Raw genomic sequence first — 16,161 nt, forward strand, 5'->3', positions numbered from 1 at the left:
CTGGTATAAAATCTTACATTCTCTCTGCTACGTATGCTGTTAAATCAGCTAATCTACAAGCATAGCCCCATTCGTTATCATACCAGGCAAACACTTTCACTAAGTTATTCCCAATAACTATTGTAGATGGTAAATCTACCACTGTAGAATATGTGGTACCTTTAAAGTCCATAGATACAAGTTCTTCCTCGGTTACTCCAAGAATTCCCTTCATTCTGCCCTCAGCTGCTTTCTTGAATGCCTCGTTTACCTCGTCAACGGTAACATTCTTTTGCAATAAACAGACAAGATCGGTAACTGATACTGTCGGAGTTGGAACTCTTAAAGCTACACCATGCATTTTTCCATCAAGTTCTGGAATAACTCTTCCAATGGCTTTTGCTGCACCTGTAGATGTAGGAATAATGTTTAAAGCTGCAGCCCTCGCTCTTCTTAGATCCTTATGAGGAAGATCTAAGATTCTCTGATCATTAGTATAGGAATGAACAGTAGTCATTAATCCTTTTTCAATCCCAAAATTATCAAGAAGTACTTTTGCCACAGGAGCTAAACTATTTGTGGTACAGGATGCATTAGAAATTATATGATGCTTTTCAGGATCATATTTTTCTTCATTCACCCCTAAAACAATAGTAATATCCTCACCTTTTGCTGGAGCAGAGATTATAACCTTTTTGGCTCCTCCAGAAGTCATATGTACTTTAGCTTTGTCTGCATCAGTGAAAAGACCTGTAGATTCTATGACTATGTCCACACCTAAATCTTTCCATGGTAAATTAGCAGGATCTTTCTCAGCAAAAACTCTAATTTCTTTTCCATCAATAATTATAGACTTATCAGTATATTTAACCTCTCCTTTATAAACTCCATAGTTAGAATCATATTTGAATAAATGGGCAAGAGTTTTAGTATCAGTAATATCATTTACTGCAACTACCTCTACCTTATCTCCATGCCTCTCAAAAAGAGCCTTTAAAACTTGTCTTCCTATTCTACCAAACCCATTAATACCCACTTTAACTGCCATAAGAACACCTCCTGAAATCGTTAAATTTTTCTTGAATTCAATCTACATTATATCACTTATATTCTTCTAAATTTGTTAAAATCTTTTTAAACTCACTTCTATACGTATAAACTCAATATCTTTCCTGGAACATACACTATCTTTTTAATCTCCTTATTATCTAAATACCTCTTAACGTTATCTCTCTCAAGAGCAAGTTTCAAAATTTCTTCCTGGGTAGCATCAGCATTCACATCAATTCTATCCCTCACCCTACCATTTATCTGTATAACTACCGTCACAACTTCTTCTTTTATCATTTCAGGATCATAAGAGGGCCATTTCTGCATATGTACACTATACTCATTTCCAAGCTCAACCCAGAGTTCTTCGGTTATATGAGGCACAAAGGGAGAAAGAAGTAAAATAGAAGTTCTAATTGCTTCTTCAAAAGCAGGAGTCCTTCCAAAGGATCTCTTATGTTCAAAGAGAAGATTAGTAAGCTCCATGATCGCTGCTATAGCGGTATTAAATTTGAAATTTTCAATATCTTCTGTAACCTTCTTAATAGTCTTATGAAGTTTTCTCTTAATTAACTTCTCTTGTTCTTCATCTATTTTAGGCTCTACCTCAGCATCCTCTAATACCAATCTCCAAAATCTATTTAAGAATCTATTTGCTCCTTCTACTCCTTCATCACTCCACTCAATATCTACTTCAGGGGGTGCTACAAAGAGAATAAAAAGTCTTGCGGTATCTGCCCCGTAATTTTCTACCATATAGTCTACAGAGACAATATTTCCTAAGGATTTGGACATGATTTGACCATCTTTATAAACCATACCTTGTGTAAATAATCTTTTGAAAGGCTCTCTTACTGGACTATACCCTGCATCGTATAAAACCTTTGTTATAAAACGAGAATACAAAAGATGCAAAATAGCATGTTCAATTCCACCTGTATATTGGTCTACGGGCATCCAATATTCGGCTTTATTCCTTGAAAAAGGCTCCTTATCATTGTGAGGGTCAGTATATCGGAAATAGTACCAAGAAGAATCCACAAAAGTTGCAAGAGTATCGGTCTCCCTTCTTGCAGGAGATCCACATTTAGGACATTTTGTGTTCACAAACTCCGGAACCTTTGCTAGAGGGCTTTCTCCAGTTCCCGTAGGTTCAAAATCAGAAAGTTCAGGAAGTTCTACTGGGAGATCCTCATAAGGTACCGGCACAATACCACAATTAGGACAATATATTATAGGAATAGGAGCCCCCCAATATCTCTGTCTTGAAATAAGCCAATCTCTTAGTCTATACTGAACCTTTTTCTTTCCTATACCTAAATTTTCAAACTTTTCCACAATTAACTTCCAAAATTCAGAACTCTTCATCCCATTGTATTCGCCAGAATTTATCATTATTCCTTCCTCTTCATAGGGAAGTTCAGGAGCCTTATTGGGGTCAGGAGTAATGACTGGAATTATGGGAAGGTTGAATTTAACTGCAAAATCATAATCCCTTGAATCATGAGCAGGAACCGCCATTATAGCACCAGTACCATATGTAGCAAGAACATAATCTGCTACATATATAGGAATAGGTTTTTTAGTCAAAGGATGAATTGCATAACTTCCTGTAAAGACACCAGTTTTTTCCTTTTCTGATGTGAGCCTTTCAAGTTCGCTCTTATTCTTGGCTTGTCTTATGTACTCTCTTACCTTATCTAAATGTTCAGGAGTGGTTATTTTTTCTACCAATGGATGCTCAGGAGCAAGAACCACAAAAGTTACGCCATAAATGGTATCAGGTCTTGTAGTATATACATAAATTTTTTCATCCATACCTTGAACTTCAAAATAAAACTCAAGACCTTCTGATTTTCCTATCCAGTTTTTCTGCATTAACTTTACTTTTTCTGGCCAATGCTCTAAGGTATCCAGATCATTTAAAAGAGCTTCTGCGTATTCGGTGATTTTAAAAAACCATTGTTCAAACTCTCTCCTTTCCACAGGAGTTTTACATCTCCAACATCTTCCATCTATCACTTCCTCATTAGCAAGTACTGTCTTACAAGTAGGACACCAGTTAGCAGGAGCTTTTTTCCTATAAGCAAGCCCTCGCTCATAAAGCTTTAAAAATATCCATTGAGTCCACTTATAATAATCAGGAGCACAAGCAGTAACTTCTCTATCCCAGTCATAAACTACGCCCATTTTAAAAAGTTGTTCTTTCATCCTTGCAATATTCCTATAGGTCCATTCCTTAGGATGAACTTTATTTTTTATAGCAGCATTCTCAGCAGGCTGTCCAAAAGCATCCCATCCCATGGGATTTAGCACATTATATCCCTTCATGGTGTAATACCTTGCCACCACATCTCCAATGGTATAATTTCTCATATGTCCCATATGAAGATCTCCAGAAGGATAGGGAAACATAACAAGAGTATAATACTTTTGTTTATCTGATCTTTCAGTTACATGATATAGCTTATCCTCATTCCACTTCTTCTGCCATTTAGGCTCTATTTCCTGTGGATTATATCTCTTCATCCTTCTATCCCTCTCCTTTTCTTCAAAAATTTCTTTAACTCCAATTATATAAAAGTATTTATTTAAAGACAATAAAAACAAGCCCTTCCCCTTGAGAAGGATTATACCTTCAAAAAACTTCTATCCAAGGAGAAGGGGCAAAAATTTACAAGATATTTACAATCCAAAGGACAAATAGGAATAAAATCTTCCTACCTCATTGGGATTAGGTGTTCCTTGCCATATAGGAAAAGCATATCCCATATAAAGATTTAATGGCAAATCAAAGAAAGTAATAAATTTATAGACAAACTCAAATCCAAGTCCTAAATTTAGTCCAGCCTTATCAATAGAGTTTATGTTATCCCATACTCCTCCAAATTCTAAATAAACATTTGTCTCAAGTCTATGTAATATAAAGAAATTAAAGAATTTCAACTCTAAATCTTTAGCTATAGGAATATTCCAATTTATAAAAGAAGCAAGTTTTACATTTCCATAATAATCTGAGGTCAAGGATTTGAAATCAGAAAGATTGACCCTTTCTTCCTCATCAGGATTACCACCTACATATCCCACCTTAGCTGTTATGTTAAGTGTACTCTGAGGAAAGATTAAGAAGTCTTTGCTCAAAACTCCGTCAACCCTATACATGTCAAAACCTACCCTTGAATATCCAGTCCTCAGAGAAAATTGACTTAATAAAGCCTTCTTATAATAGTCTGCAACCCTTGTTATGACAAAGTCAAAATATAATTTATTATTCAAAAGTTCATTATAGGACAAAGAAAAATTCAAAATATATGCCTTATCCCAATAATTATTACTTATGCCAAGGTCAAATTTTTTCCATATATTTTTGGTAAAGGAAAGCTTTCCTGCCCAAATATCAGGCTCCATAAAAACAAACTGCATGGTAAAATTATCATCCTTGGGGAAATTGCGAGTAAATATGAAATTTGCACCTCTATATCCATCCTGATAAAAACTTTCCAAAAGCAAATGAAAATTAAAAAGATCATAGAATTCTAAATGATAGGACGCATAGTTTATCTCAAAAGTAGAAAAATCAATGCTAAAACTCGGAACTAAATCATAATAAAATACATAAGCATCTAAAGGAATCTCTCTTTTAGAAGTAAAAATTATTTTTCTTGGGTACCAATTATTAACCCTATTAGCGTCAGGGATTTTTGAATCGGGATCAATCACTACTTTATCTATAGGAACATTGGTTTCAACTTCTAAAATCTTGCTAATTCCATCATATATAACTTTCTTCTCTTGTTTATCTTGAGTAAAAACTTTTACTTCACAAGGAATATTAATTTCTCCATTGTTTTTGATTTCAATCCTGTTTATATATTTTCCATCTTTGTATAAAGTTTTTATCCCTACTATCTCATAATCTACTTTTCCCTTTGAATAAAACCACTTTTTAAAGAACTCCGAAAGATCTTTTCCACTGTATTTTTCTAAATTGCTTTTTATTTCTTCGGTGGTAATTACCTTATTCTCATACTTTTCGTGCAAATTTTTAATATAATTATCAAAATTATCCTCCCCAAATTCATAAGCTAAAGCCCTCAAAGCAAGATAAGACTTATTATAGACTTTATCACTATAACCATTGGCACAGCTATTCCAAAAATCTTTTACTATTTCCTCATCCCAACCATCTCTTAAATAATAAATATAGGGAATTTCCACCATATACTCTCTTAAATTTAAATCACCTAAAAGATAATCTTTAATATAAGACAAAAAATAATCATCTTCCAAGTCAGGGAAAAGATTCCCTCCCTTTGCCCCATATTTTCTTTCAAAATAGGTTATGGAAAGATATTGAGCAAAACCTTCTGAAATCCAATTCTCTCTATCAAAATCTGTGCTTATGTCCATAGCCCACCAAAGATGAGCAATTTCATGAGCCAAGAGACATTCATTTAATCTTTCCAAAATAAAAGGAGTTATTAAATCGGAAGAATTAAATGCACTCTTCCCAACTATAATCAAACCGTCGGAAGTCATACCATAAAGTCCATAAGTCTGTCCCTCAACTATATTTATTCTTTTATGTTTTGTTACTCCATAGAGTCTTGAATAATAGTCGTAAATCTCCCGAGCATAACTAGCAAAAATTCTTGCCTTATATTCTCTTCCTGGATAATGGTACACATAGATCTCAGGATATTTATCATCGTAAAGTTTATAAACCCTATATTCACTACTAATAGCCAATGGAAGAGATCTTCTTGGACTTGTATTTTTGCCTATAATTCTTTTCCAATCTCCAGCAACTTCTTCCTGAACTTCATCCATACCTACTGCTGCTTGATAACTCTTAGGAACTAAAAGCTCTAAATAAAAGTTAGCAGAAACTAATATTCCACCTTTATCCCAACCATTTTGAGTATGGGCAAGTTCATAGGGGAACCATCCAAATCGACATAAAAAGGCATTACTTGCGTATGCCATATCCCCAAAATAGGCTTCAGGAAATTTCGTTTCAAAATATATGACTAACCTAAACCTTTCTTTTGGAGCAAGACTCTTTGGAAGTTTCACCCTTAAATAATTATCTTTTAATGAATAATTCTGAGAAAGTATTTTACCTTCCTCAAGGGTATATTCTAAAGCTTTCCCGTTGTCATCTTCTACTCTATTTATTTTAGTATAGGCTGGATCAAACCCATTAACATATTGAGAATCCTGAATCACATTACTAATATATGGATTTTTCTCTTTGTAAAGATTCATGGGAAGATAAAAATATATTTCTTCTAAATCCTTTTGGGTATTATTCTCATAATCCACCTCTACCTTTCCACTTATCATCTTCTCTTTTGGAGAAAGTTGTGCATAAATCTTATAACTTGACTCTGCCCAGACTATATTTGAGACAAAAATTGCAATAAAAAAGGTTAATAAAATAAACTTCTTCATAGATTAAATCCCTCCAATCTTAGCTTTTTTTCCAAATCTCAATTTCATAGTAATCACTTGATCGGTAGAGAAAATTCTTGCAGCAATAAAAATCAGAATTATAAATACTATAAGCATGTAAAGAATCCCATAATAGACTATGTTATAATTTCCAAGGAGTATGTTTGAGGAAGCAATAAAAGGATGACTAAAAGGAATAGCATAAACCAACAGCTTTACAGGTAAAGAAAGGGAATTTATATCGGTGAAAAGGGAAAGAAAATAGGGAATCATTATAAGAATAATGATAGGAAAAGAAAAACCCTGAGCACTTCTCAAATCTTCCGATAAAACCCCCAAAATCGTAGATAAAGCTAAAGCGTTAAGAATAGCTAAAAATAAAGATAATCCAAGAAGGAGATAACCATAAGGAGTAAAGGAAATCCCAAGCTTGGTAATGATATCACTACTTAATTTATTTATATCAACTCCTCCTGTTATGCCAGAGAAAAAGGATCTATAACCCAACATGTATACACCTGCAGAGATCAGTCCCACAATTCCAGCTCCAGCCATCTTTGCCACCACAATATACCTTCTACTTACAGGTACTGTAAGTAGGGTCTCAAGGGTTTTATCTTGCTTTTCAAGAGCAATAGCCGAAAGGACCATTTGAGAAGCATAAGTTATGACAAGCATAAGCACAATGGGTATAAAAACCGATTGAGAGTAGACGAAATTCATAACTTCAGAAGAAGAAGCCTCAGCAATTCTATCCTTTATGATCACAAACTCTTTGCTTTTTATAGGATTTTTAATACTTTCAGGATTCAAGTTAGGAAATTTGGCTTTTAAGAAATTATTAGACACATAATTATTTATGGAATTTATTATATTATTAACAATAGAACTCCCCACAGTACTTCCCATAGAAAAGCTCTTTATAAAGGAGTAAAATTCAACCTCTGTAGATTGAAAACTGGAAACTTTATCTCCGAAGCCCCTTGGAATTATCAAAAGAAAATTTAAGTTTTTCATCCTTGCATAATCAATGGCAAGGTTTTTATCTTCTCTCTGAATTTCCTTATTTATAAGATTAACTCTAAAACCGCCAACAGATAAATTATTCAAAAGCTCCTTAGAAAAATCAGTTTTATCCAAATCCAATACATATACATCTCTTAATTGAACCGACTTTTTAATCTCACTTTTAGTCAAACTTCCCAGAAAATTAAAAAGGATAATTGTAAAAATAAGAGAAATTATCAATTGCAAAGTAACGAGTTCCCTAATTTCTTTCTTAAGAAGGTTTGTAAACTTCTTCATTGTACTACCCTCCTAAATACCTCTTCTAAATTTTTTGCAGAATACTTTTCTTTTAATTCTTCCGCTGTCCCCACCTCAAGTATCCTTCCTTTATCAATCAAGGCTACCCTATCTGATAGAAACTCAATCTCAAGCATATTGTGAGAAGAAAGAAGTACAGATGTTCCCTCCTTTACATATTCCCTAATAATCTCCCTAATCTCAAGAGCGTTCATAACATCAAGACCTGAAGTGGGTTCGTCAAGAATAGCAAGAGCAGGTTTTGTCATTAAAGCTCTTGCAAGAAGAAGTTTCCTTATCATTCCTTTACTATAAGTTCCAATCTTATCACTTAATCTATCCGAAAGTCCACTTATTTCCTTTGCTCTATTAATAAAAATTTCTACATCCCTTTCATTTTTTGCATAAAAAGTTGCCATAAATCTCAAATACTCAAGCCCTCTCATATTTTTATATGCACCTGCTTCTTCGGGAAGGTAAGAAATATTCTCCCTTACAAAATCTGCGTGCTCCTTAAGATTTTTCCCCATAAAAACTACATTACCTTCGGAAGGAGTAAGAAGAGTAGCAACAATTCTCAAAGTAGTAGTTTTTCCAGCACCATTAGGACCAATAAGAGCAAAAACCTCTCCTTTTTTAACCTCAAAGCTTAATCCCTTTAAAGCCTCAATCTTGCCATAGGATTTTTTAAGGTCCTCAACCTGCAATATGGTTTCCAAAATAAATCACCCCCATTAATCTAAATTTTTTAATTTTTTATATCACTGAAATTTTAAACCAATATTAACAAGTTTAATAATAATACTGTATTAGATACATAACACACTATAACAAAAAACAAAAATTATGTCAAGGAAATAAAAATTGCAAATTTTTTGCAAATATGGTATTTTAATTATGGAAATCAAAATGAAAAATTTTTGCAGGTAAAGAAATGAGTTTAAAAGAGAGCTTAAAAGAAAGAGGAATAAGATTAAGTAAACCAAGACTTATGGTTCTTGAGTTTTTCGAAAATAATCCCTCAGGACATTTTTCTATAAATGAAATCTATGAAAATCTTAAAAAACAGAGTAAAAACATCTCTTTTACATCGGTCTACAGGACTTGTAAACTCCTTGAAAGACTTGGATATATAAAGGCCATAACCTTTGAAGAGAGACATGTACATTATGAATCCAATTCAAAGCCTCATCTTCATATTCAATGCATTTACTGCGGAAAAAGGGAAGAAAGAGAATTTAAAAATTGGAACGAAATACTAAAAATATTACCTGTAGACGAAAAAGAGTATTTAATCACATCTTGTAATATAAACATTTTAGGAGTATGTAAAGAATGCAAAGAAAAAATCAACAAAAAGGAGGAATAATCATTGATTAAAAAACTTATAGAAATGAATAAAGGACAAAAAGGAAGAGTAGTTGCTATACGTGGAGGAAGAGGTAAAATTTTAAGGCTTGCAGAAATGGGCATAACCCCAGGAGAAGAGGTCATTCTACTTCAGAAATCTTTAGGACCTGTTATTATCAAAGTAAAAGATACAAATCTTGCCCTTGGCAAAGGTCTTGCTGAAAGCATCTTAGTGGAGGTTGGGGAGAATGGAAAAAATTAAAATAAGGGTTGCTCTCGCTGGGAATCCAAATGTGGGAAAAAGCACTGTTTTTAATCAATTAACAGGGTTAAATCAGCACACAGGAAATTGGCCTGGAAAAACCGTAGAAAAGAAAGTAGGATATGTGGAAAAAGATCATTACATATTGGAAATAACTGATCTCCCCGGTATATATAGTTTGACTGCAAATACCTTAGAAGAGTTAATATCTCGGGAATTCATTGTAAAAGAAAAACCTGACATAGTTATACTTATTGTGGATGCTTCAGCCCTTGAAAGAAATCTTTATCTCTTATTACAGTTAAGAGAACTTATTCCCAATATCATTATAGGTCTCAACATGTTAGATATCCTAAAAGCAAAAAGATATAAATTAGATGTAAAAAAATTAGAAGAAAGATTGAACATACCAATTATTCCAATGATTGCTTCAAGGGGAATAGGAATTGATGAACTTATCAATAAAGTTATTGAAGTATATGAAAAGGACAACTTAGATCCAACAAAAATTGATTATGGGGAGTTAGAAGAAGATATTAATAAGATTGAAAGTATTTTGCCAGAAAACTTAGAAGATTATCCAAAAAGATGGATAGCTCTAAAGCTTCTTGAAAGCGATCCTATAATAACTGATCTCTGCAAAAAGAAATTAAAAAGAGAAGATTGGGAAAAAATAAAAGAACTTATTGAGAAAAATGAGAGTAATCCTATAAGAGTTGCCACTGCAAGATACAATTTTATCAAAAAAATTTTAGAGGGAGTTTTAGAAAAACCAGAGAAACAAGCCATATCTTGGACTGAAAAATTAGATGAGTACTTTACTCATCCTGTATGGGGTAGTTTCTTAGCTATATTAATTGTGGCATTAATTTTTTATCTAACCTTTACTTTAAATAACTTCTTAGCAGAACCTGTCAAGAATGTATTAGACTTTATGGGAGACAAACTTTCTTCACTTTTAGTCTTCTTACCTAATTGGTGGAGAGATTTACTTATAGAAGGAGTATGGCAAGGAATTGCTACTATACTGTCTTTTACCCCTTTAATTACTTTTTTCTTTTTCTTTCTTGCTCTGCTTGAAGACTCAGGATATTTGGCTCGCTTAGCCTTTGTGTCCGACAGATTAATGCATATCTTAGGATTACATGGAAAGTCTCTAATTCCTTTAGTGATAAGTTTTGGTTGTAATGTCCCAGGGGTCATGGCTACGAGAACTTTAGAAGATGAAAAAGATAGAATACTATTAATAATCTTAGATTCCTTTATACCATGTGTCCCAAGAATACTTGTAGCTTCTTTTTTCCTAAGTATATTCTTTCCTAAGCAAGCATTTTTTCTTCTTATACTCTTATATCTCATAAGTTTTATATCTATCTTTATTAGTGGAAAAATCCTAAGGACAAAAGTATTAAAAACGTCCTTCAATCCTTTACTCATGGAGCTTCCTATATATAAAATTCCAAATCCAAAATTGGTACTTCTTTATATTTGGGATAAAATAAAACATTTTCTTGTAAGAGCAGGAACCGTTATGGCTTTCCTTTCGGCTATTATATGGATTTTATCCCATTATCCAACAGGAGATATTCAAAACTCAATTCTCGCAGAAATTAGTAGATTCTTTTCTCTGTTTATGAAACCCCTGGGTTTTAATTGGGAACTTACTACGGGACTTCTCTCTGGATTTGTCGCTAAAGAAGCAACCCTTTCCACCTTAAGTGCCATTTATGGGGTAAGTGGGAGTGAACTTGGAAAGATCCTTTTAGAAAATATTACCCCTATAGCGGCTTTTAGCTTTATAGTCTTCCAACTTCTATATATTCCATGTGCTTCCACAGTAGCTACCATATACCAAGAGACAAAATCTATTAAATGGACCCTTTTCTCTATGGGTTATTCTCTAATGTATGCCTATGTTTTTACTTTTATTCTTCACCAAATCTTGTCCATTATAGGGATATTGTGATTGAAAAAGTAATAAATTATTTAAAGGATTCAAACTATATAGTAGATGTTAAAAAACTGAAGAAGGACCTCTCCCTTTCTGATGAAGAATGGGATTTAATCCTTCTTCAGTTAAGAGATTTAGGCTATATAAAGGAAATTAATAAATTAGATCCAAGCAGTTGTAAAAATTGTCCTTATACTAAAGTCTGCTCTCAACAATGTCTTCAATCTGAGATCTTATATTTTGAATTACCTCATAAGGATCAGGACTCTGAGTAATAGGACGTCCTATTACAAGATAGTCAGAACCCCTTTCTAAAGCTTCTCTTGGAGTCATAATTCTTTGCTGATCGTCGGTTTTTTCCTTAGTAAGTCTAATACCAGGAGTAACAATCAACATTGGTCTTTTTAAGTTATTTCTTAAAAGCTCAATCTCCCAAGGAGAAGCAATAACTCCATCAAGGCCTGTTTCCTGAGCAAGTTGAGCAAGAAAAAGGACTTGTTCGGGCAAAGATCTTGAAATTCCCCAGCTTCTTCTTAAGGTTTCTTCATTGAAACTAGTTAAAACAGTAACCCCAAGAAGATAAGGATATTCAGTCTTATTGGATTCTTTATATTGAGAAACCAACTTTACAGATTCTCTAAGCATCTCCTCTCCACCAAGAATATGTAGAGTAACCATAAAAGGTTCAAGAGCTAAAAGTCTATCAAGGGTTCTTACCACTGTATTAGGTATATCAAAGAGTTTCAGATCTATAAATACATTTGTTCCCATTTCTTTCAAAGCTTTTACTATATGAGGACCTGCTACTGAAAAAAGTTCAAGCCCTACTTTAAAATTCTTGATATAGGGAACTAACTTCTCTGCAATTTCTAATGCCCTTTTCTCCTCAGGAAAATCAAGAGCAACTATAATAGGATAATATTTCCTCATCACTTATCAACCTCCTCATGATTTTTATGAGCAATCCCAATTAAGTCAACAACTTTTTCCTCTTTAAAATAGTTTTGAACTTCCTTTACAATCTTCTCTCCAATCCAAGGGTCTCTAAAATTTGCAGATCCAATTTGAACAAGAGAGGCACCTGCAAAAATATACTCAAGAACATCTGTAAAATTCACTATTCCTCCACAGCCCACAATTGGAAGAATATTTTCTTCATATAGTTCCCAAACATATCTTAATACAATTGGTTTTATCGCCGGACCAGAATATCCTGCAAAAATTCTTTTAAAAACTGGTTCTCTTTTCTTCCAATCAATCGCGAGTCCTAAAAAGGTATTGAACACTACTACTGCTTCTCCTCCAGCACTCCTTACCGCTTTTGCAACTCCAATTATATCTTTTGCCTGAGGAGTTAATTTCACCCATACTGGTTTGTCTACTATATTTACCACATTTTTAGTGATCTCCTTTACCATCTCACTATCAATTCCAAAGAGCATCCCACCACCTTCCACATTGGGGCAAGACAGATTAATTTCAATTCCAGAAATTTTACACTCTCTTAAGACTCTCGCAATCTCGTAGTACTCTTCTTTTTTTTCTCCAGCAATACTCACTATTACATTAGTATTTAATTTTTCAAGAAAAGGAATTTCCTCTTCAAGAAACTTATCCAATCCAGCATTTTCAAGACCTATAGAGTTCAAAATACCAGCATAACTTTCCCAAATTCGTGGATTAGGATTTCCTTCCCTTGGATTTATAGTGATACTTTTTGTTACAAATCCCCCCAATATGTTGATATTATAAAACTTGTTAATTTCTTTACCATTACCACAGGTTCCTGAAGCGAGAAGAATTGGATTCTTAAAAGTCAAACTTCCAACCTTTACCTGTACTTTACTCATTAAAAACTACCTCCGTTCCACAAAAAACAGGTCCATCCTTACAAACATGCAAAAGTCTATTCTTTCCTCTAACAGCACAAGAAAGGCATATTCCAAAACCACACCCCATTCTTTCTTCTAAGGAAAGATAAACTTTTTCTTTATCTTTTACTTTTTTCATTAAAATCTCTAACATCTTAGAAGGTCCACAAGAGATTATTTTTTCAAAATTATCCAGATTCTCAGGAATAAAATCAAGGATTTTTCCTTTATATCCTAAGGAGGAGTCTTCCGATGAGATGACAAATTCTCTACTGTAATTTTTAAAGTCTACATAAACCTCTTCAAGAACAAAGGATGAAAAACCTATAAACGTATAGAAATTAACTTGGTCTTTGTAAAAATTCACAAGAAAATTTAAAGGAGCTATCCCAACTCCTCCCCCTACAATAAGAACATTTTCCCTTTCCTTCAATTTAGGAAAAGAGTTCCCAAGGGGCAGCAAAATACTTATTTCTTCACCTTCTCTCTTTCTACTTAAAATCTCTGTTCCTCTTCCTACAACTTGATACAAGAAATAGTACTTATTACCATTTTTTTTAAAAAGGCTCATAGGTCTTCTTAGAAAGGGATCATATCCATTTTCAATTCTTAGCATAGCAAACTGCCCTGGGTAAATTTCTCCTACATCTTCTGCCTCTAAACTCAGAATATAAATATTGTTTCCAACCTTTTTATTAAAAACTATTTCTCCTACTATATCCTTTACCATAAAATCTTCCCTTCTCTGTAAACTAAACGTCCTTCTACGAAAGTCATGACAGGCCAGCCTTTTAATCTCCATCCATGGAACGGAGTATTCTTACCTTTTGAAAAGAATTTTTCCTTTTCTACTTCTTTCTCGGAAAGATCTATAATAGTAAGATTGGCAGGGACACTTTCCTCTAAAGGAATATAAGGCAAATTCAAAATTTTACAAGGATTGTAACTCATCTTTTTAAAAAGTTTTGAGAGAGGAATCTTTCTTTCATAATATCCGTAAGTAATAACTAAGGGTATAGCTGTTTCTAAACCTGATATCCCATACTCTGCAAGTCCATATTCTACCATCTTATCGTCCAAATGGTGGGGTGCATGATCTGTAGCTATTACATCAATAAGATCATTCTTTATACCTTCCCATAAGGCTTCCTGATCTTCCTTAGTTCTTAAAGGAGGATTCATTTTAGTATTTGTATCATAGTTCATTTCCTTTACAGCATCTTCAGTAAGAACTAAATGATGAGGTGTTACTTCACAAGTAATATTTGCTCCATGCTCCTTTCCCCACTTTATCATGTCCAAACTTTGCCAACAAGAAATATGAGCAATATGTAATCTTCCTCCCGTTAAGGCGGAAAGAAAAACATCCCTTGCCACTATGCTTGCCTCAGCAACCCAAGGCATACCTTTAAAACCAAGAAGAGTTGATATCTTTCCAAAGTTTACATTACCCTCTAATGTAAGATTCGTGTCTTCTGCATGCTCAATTATTGGTGCATTGAATATTTTTGAATACTCAAGAGCACATCTTAAAACCTCGCTGTTCATCACACAACTCCCATCATCCGAAAAGCCTTTTGCACCTGCCATAAACATATCTCCCATCTCGGATATTTCTTTTCCTTCTCTTCCTTTTGTAATAGTTCCTATAGGATATACTCGTGAAAGTCCAACAATATCTGCTTTTTCATAGATAAATCTCACCATTTCTTTGTTATCAATAGGCGGATTAGTATTAGGCATACAACAAATAGCAGTAAATCCTCCAGCAACAGCAGCTTTACTTCCCGATTCTATAGTCTCCTTCCACTCATAGCCAGGTTCTCTAAGATGTACATGAATATCCACAAGAGTCGGTACTACAATTTTATCTTTTCCATCTATAACCTCCACATTTCCGTTGATATCTAAGCCTTTACCAATTCTTTTTATTATTCTATCTTCTATATAGAGATCTCCAATTTCTTCTTTGTCTTTTTCAGGATAAACAAGAGTTATATTTTTAAACAGGATTTTCATCACTTTTCCCTCCTAACATAAGGTAAAGAAGAGCCATTCTAACTGCAACTCCATTTGTAACTTGTTCATTTATAACCGAAATAAGGCTATCTGCAACTTCGGAAGATATCTCAACCCCTCTATTCATAGGACCAGGATGCATCACAAGGACATCTTTTTTTGCCTTTTTTATCCTTTCTTGATTAATTCCATAAAACATATGGTATTCACGTAAAGTAGGAAATAGTCCCCTTTTTTGTCTCTCTAACTGGAGTCTTAAGACATAAATTATATCAGCATCTTCTATTGCCTCATTTAGATCATAGGTAACCTTAACATTAAGGTTTTCTATATATGGAGGTATTAAGGTAGGAGGACCACAAAGGATCACATTGCTTCCCAACTTATTCCAAGCATAGATGTTAGATCTTGCAACCCTACTATGAAATATGTCCCCCACTATGGCTATCTTTAAACCCTCAAGCTTTCCCTTCTTTTCGTATACTGTAAAAACGTCTAAAAGAGCTTGGGTAGGATGCTCATGCATGCCATCACCTGCATTGATAACTCCAGCCTTTATATTCTTCGCAATAAAAGAAGGCACACCCGAAGCGCTGTGCCTAATGATAAATAAATCAATTCCCATAGCTTCTAAGGTTTTGACAGTGTCAAGAAGACTTTCTCCCTTCTGCACACTACTTGTGGCTGTAGCAATACTCACAGTATCTGCACTTAAATATTTGGCAGCAAGTTCAAAAGATGATCTTGTCCTCGTACTTGGCTCATAAAAAAGGGTACATATAGTTCTTCCCCTTAATGTGGGAACTTTTTTAATAGGTCTTTTCAAAATATCCTTCATACTTAAAGCAGTCTCAATTACTACTTCAATCTCCTCCCTTGAAAGCTCCTCTATACCTATAAGATCTTTTCTCTTCCACATA

General features: G+C 33.8%; 13 protein-coding genes. 3 read left to right on the forward strand and 10 right to left on the reverse strand.

Going from position 1 to position 16,161, the window contains the following annotated elements; all coding sequences use genetic code 11:
• Positions 1–13: 13 nt before the first annotated feature.
• The 5 genes from gap to DTUR_RS08095 all read right to left on the reverse strand — a co-directional run bounded on the left by gap (position 14) and on the right by DTUR_RS08095 (position 8,507).
• A complete protein-coding gene (gene gap, locus DTUR_RS08075; protein WP_012583911.1) occupies positions 14–1,027 on the reverse strand; it encodes a type I glyceraldehyde-3-phosphate dehydrogenase in 1,014 nt (337 codons plus the stop codon).
• 98 nt (positions 1,028–1,125) lie between these two features.
• Complete coding sequence (gene leuS, locus DTUR_RS08080) at positions 1,126–3,558, reverse strand: leucine--tRNA ligase (RefSeq protein WP_012583912.1); 2,433 nt, start codon at positions 3,556–3,558, stop codon at positions 1,126–1,128.
• A 156-nt stretch (positions 3,559–3,714) separates the two neighbouring features.
• Positions 3,715–6,483 carry a M1 family aminopeptidase gene (locus DTUR_RS08085; protein ID WP_012583913.1) on the reverse strand — a complete coding sequence of 923 codons (2,769 nt, stop codon included), beginning with the start codon at positions 6,481–6,483 and terminating at the stop codon, positions 3,715–3,717.
• Between the two features lie 3 nt (positions 6,484–6,486).
• Positions 6,487–7,788 (reverse strand): ABC transporter permease, encoded by a 1,302-nt coding sequence (locus DTUR_RS08090; protein WP_012583914.1) that lies wholly within the window; start codon positions 7,786–7,788, stop codon positions 6,487–6,489.
• Positions 7,785–8,507, reverse strand: a complete 723-nt coding sequence (locus DTUR_RS08095) for an ABC transporter ATP-binding protein (RefSeq protein WP_012583915.1) — start codon at positions 8,505–8,507, stop codon at positions 7,785–7,787. The genes DTUR_RS08090 and DTUR_RS08095 overlap by 4 nt, the downstream gene beginning before the upstream one ends.
• Before the next feature lie 215 nt (positions 8,508–8,722).
• Here DTUR_RS08095 and DTUR_RS08100 point away from each other — a divergent pair, with 215 nt between their 5' ends.
• Genes DTUR_RS08100 through feoB form a run of 3 tightly spaced genes read left to right on the forward strand, consistent with a single transcriptional unit; the run spans position 8,723 to position 11,366 of the window.
• A complete protein-coding gene (locus DTUR_RS08100; protein ID WP_012583916.1) occupies positions 8,723–9,157 on the forward strand; it encodes a Fur family transcriptional regulator in 435 nt (144 codons plus the stop codon).
• Between the two features lie 3 nt (positions 9,158–9,160).
• Positions 9,161–9,400: a FeoA family protein gene (locus DTUR_RS08105; RefSeq protein ID WP_012583917.1), complete on the forward strand. Its 240-nt coding sequence runs from the start codon at positions 9,161–9,163 to the stop codon at positions 9,398–9,400.
• A complete protein-coding gene (gene feoB, locus DTUR_RS08110; protein ID WP_012583918.1) occupies positions 9,387–11,366 on the forward strand; it encodes a ferrous iron transport protein B in 1,980 nt (659 codons plus the stop codon). Before DTUR_RS08105 ends, feoB begins: the two co-directional genes overlap by 14 nt.
• Before the next feature lie 180 nt (positions 11,367–11,546).
• On the opposite strand, the gene pyrF is transcribed toward feoB, so the two are convergent.
• From pyrF to DTUR_RS08135, 5 genes are read right to left on the reverse strand one after another with little or no spacing between them, the layout of a single operon-like run.
• Complete coding sequence (pyrF, locus tag DTUR_RS08115) at positions 11,547–12,281, reverse strand: orotidine-5'-phosphate decarboxylase (protein WP_012583920.1); 735 nt, start codon at positions 12,279–12,281, stop codon at positions 11,547–11,549.
• Entirely contained in the window at positions 12,281–13,201 is a 921-nt protein-coding gene (locus DTUR_RS08120) for a dihydroorotate dehydrogenase (protein ID WP_012583921.1), read from the reverse strand. Before DTUR_RS08120 ends, pyrF begins: the two co-directional genes overlap by 1 nt.
• A complete protein-coding gene (locus DTUR_RS08125; protein ID WP_012583922.1) occupies positions 13,194–13,952 on the reverse strand; it encodes a dihydroorotate dehydrogenase electron transfer subunit in 759 nt (252 codons plus the stop codon). Before DTUR_RS08125 ends, DTUR_RS08120 begins: the two co-directional genes overlap by 8 nt.
• Entirely contained in the window at positions 13,946–15,241 is a 1,296-nt protein-coding gene (locus DTUR_RS08130; RefSeq protein ID WP_012583923.1) for a dihydroorotase, read from the reverse strand. The genes DTUR_RS08125 and DTUR_RS08130 overlap by 7 nt, the downstream gene beginning before the upstream one ends.
• Complete coding sequence (locus DTUR_RS08135) at positions 15,225–16,160, reverse strand: aspartate carbamoyltransferase catalytic subunit (RefSeq protein WP_012583924.1); 936 nt, start codon at positions 16,158–16,160, stop codon at positions 15,225–15,227. The genes DTUR_RS08130 and DTUR_RS08135 overlap by 17 nt, the downstream gene beginning before the upstream one ends.
• Between the last annotated feature and the right edge of the window lies 1 nt (position 16,161).

Origin of the sequence: Dictyoglomus turgidum DSM 6724 (assembly GCF_000021645.1) — a bacterium.
In the GTDB taxonomy this organism is placed as follows: domain Bacteria; phylum Dictyoglomota; class Dictyoglomia; order Dictyoglomales; family Dictyoglomaceae; genus Dictyoglomus; species Dictyoglomus turgidum.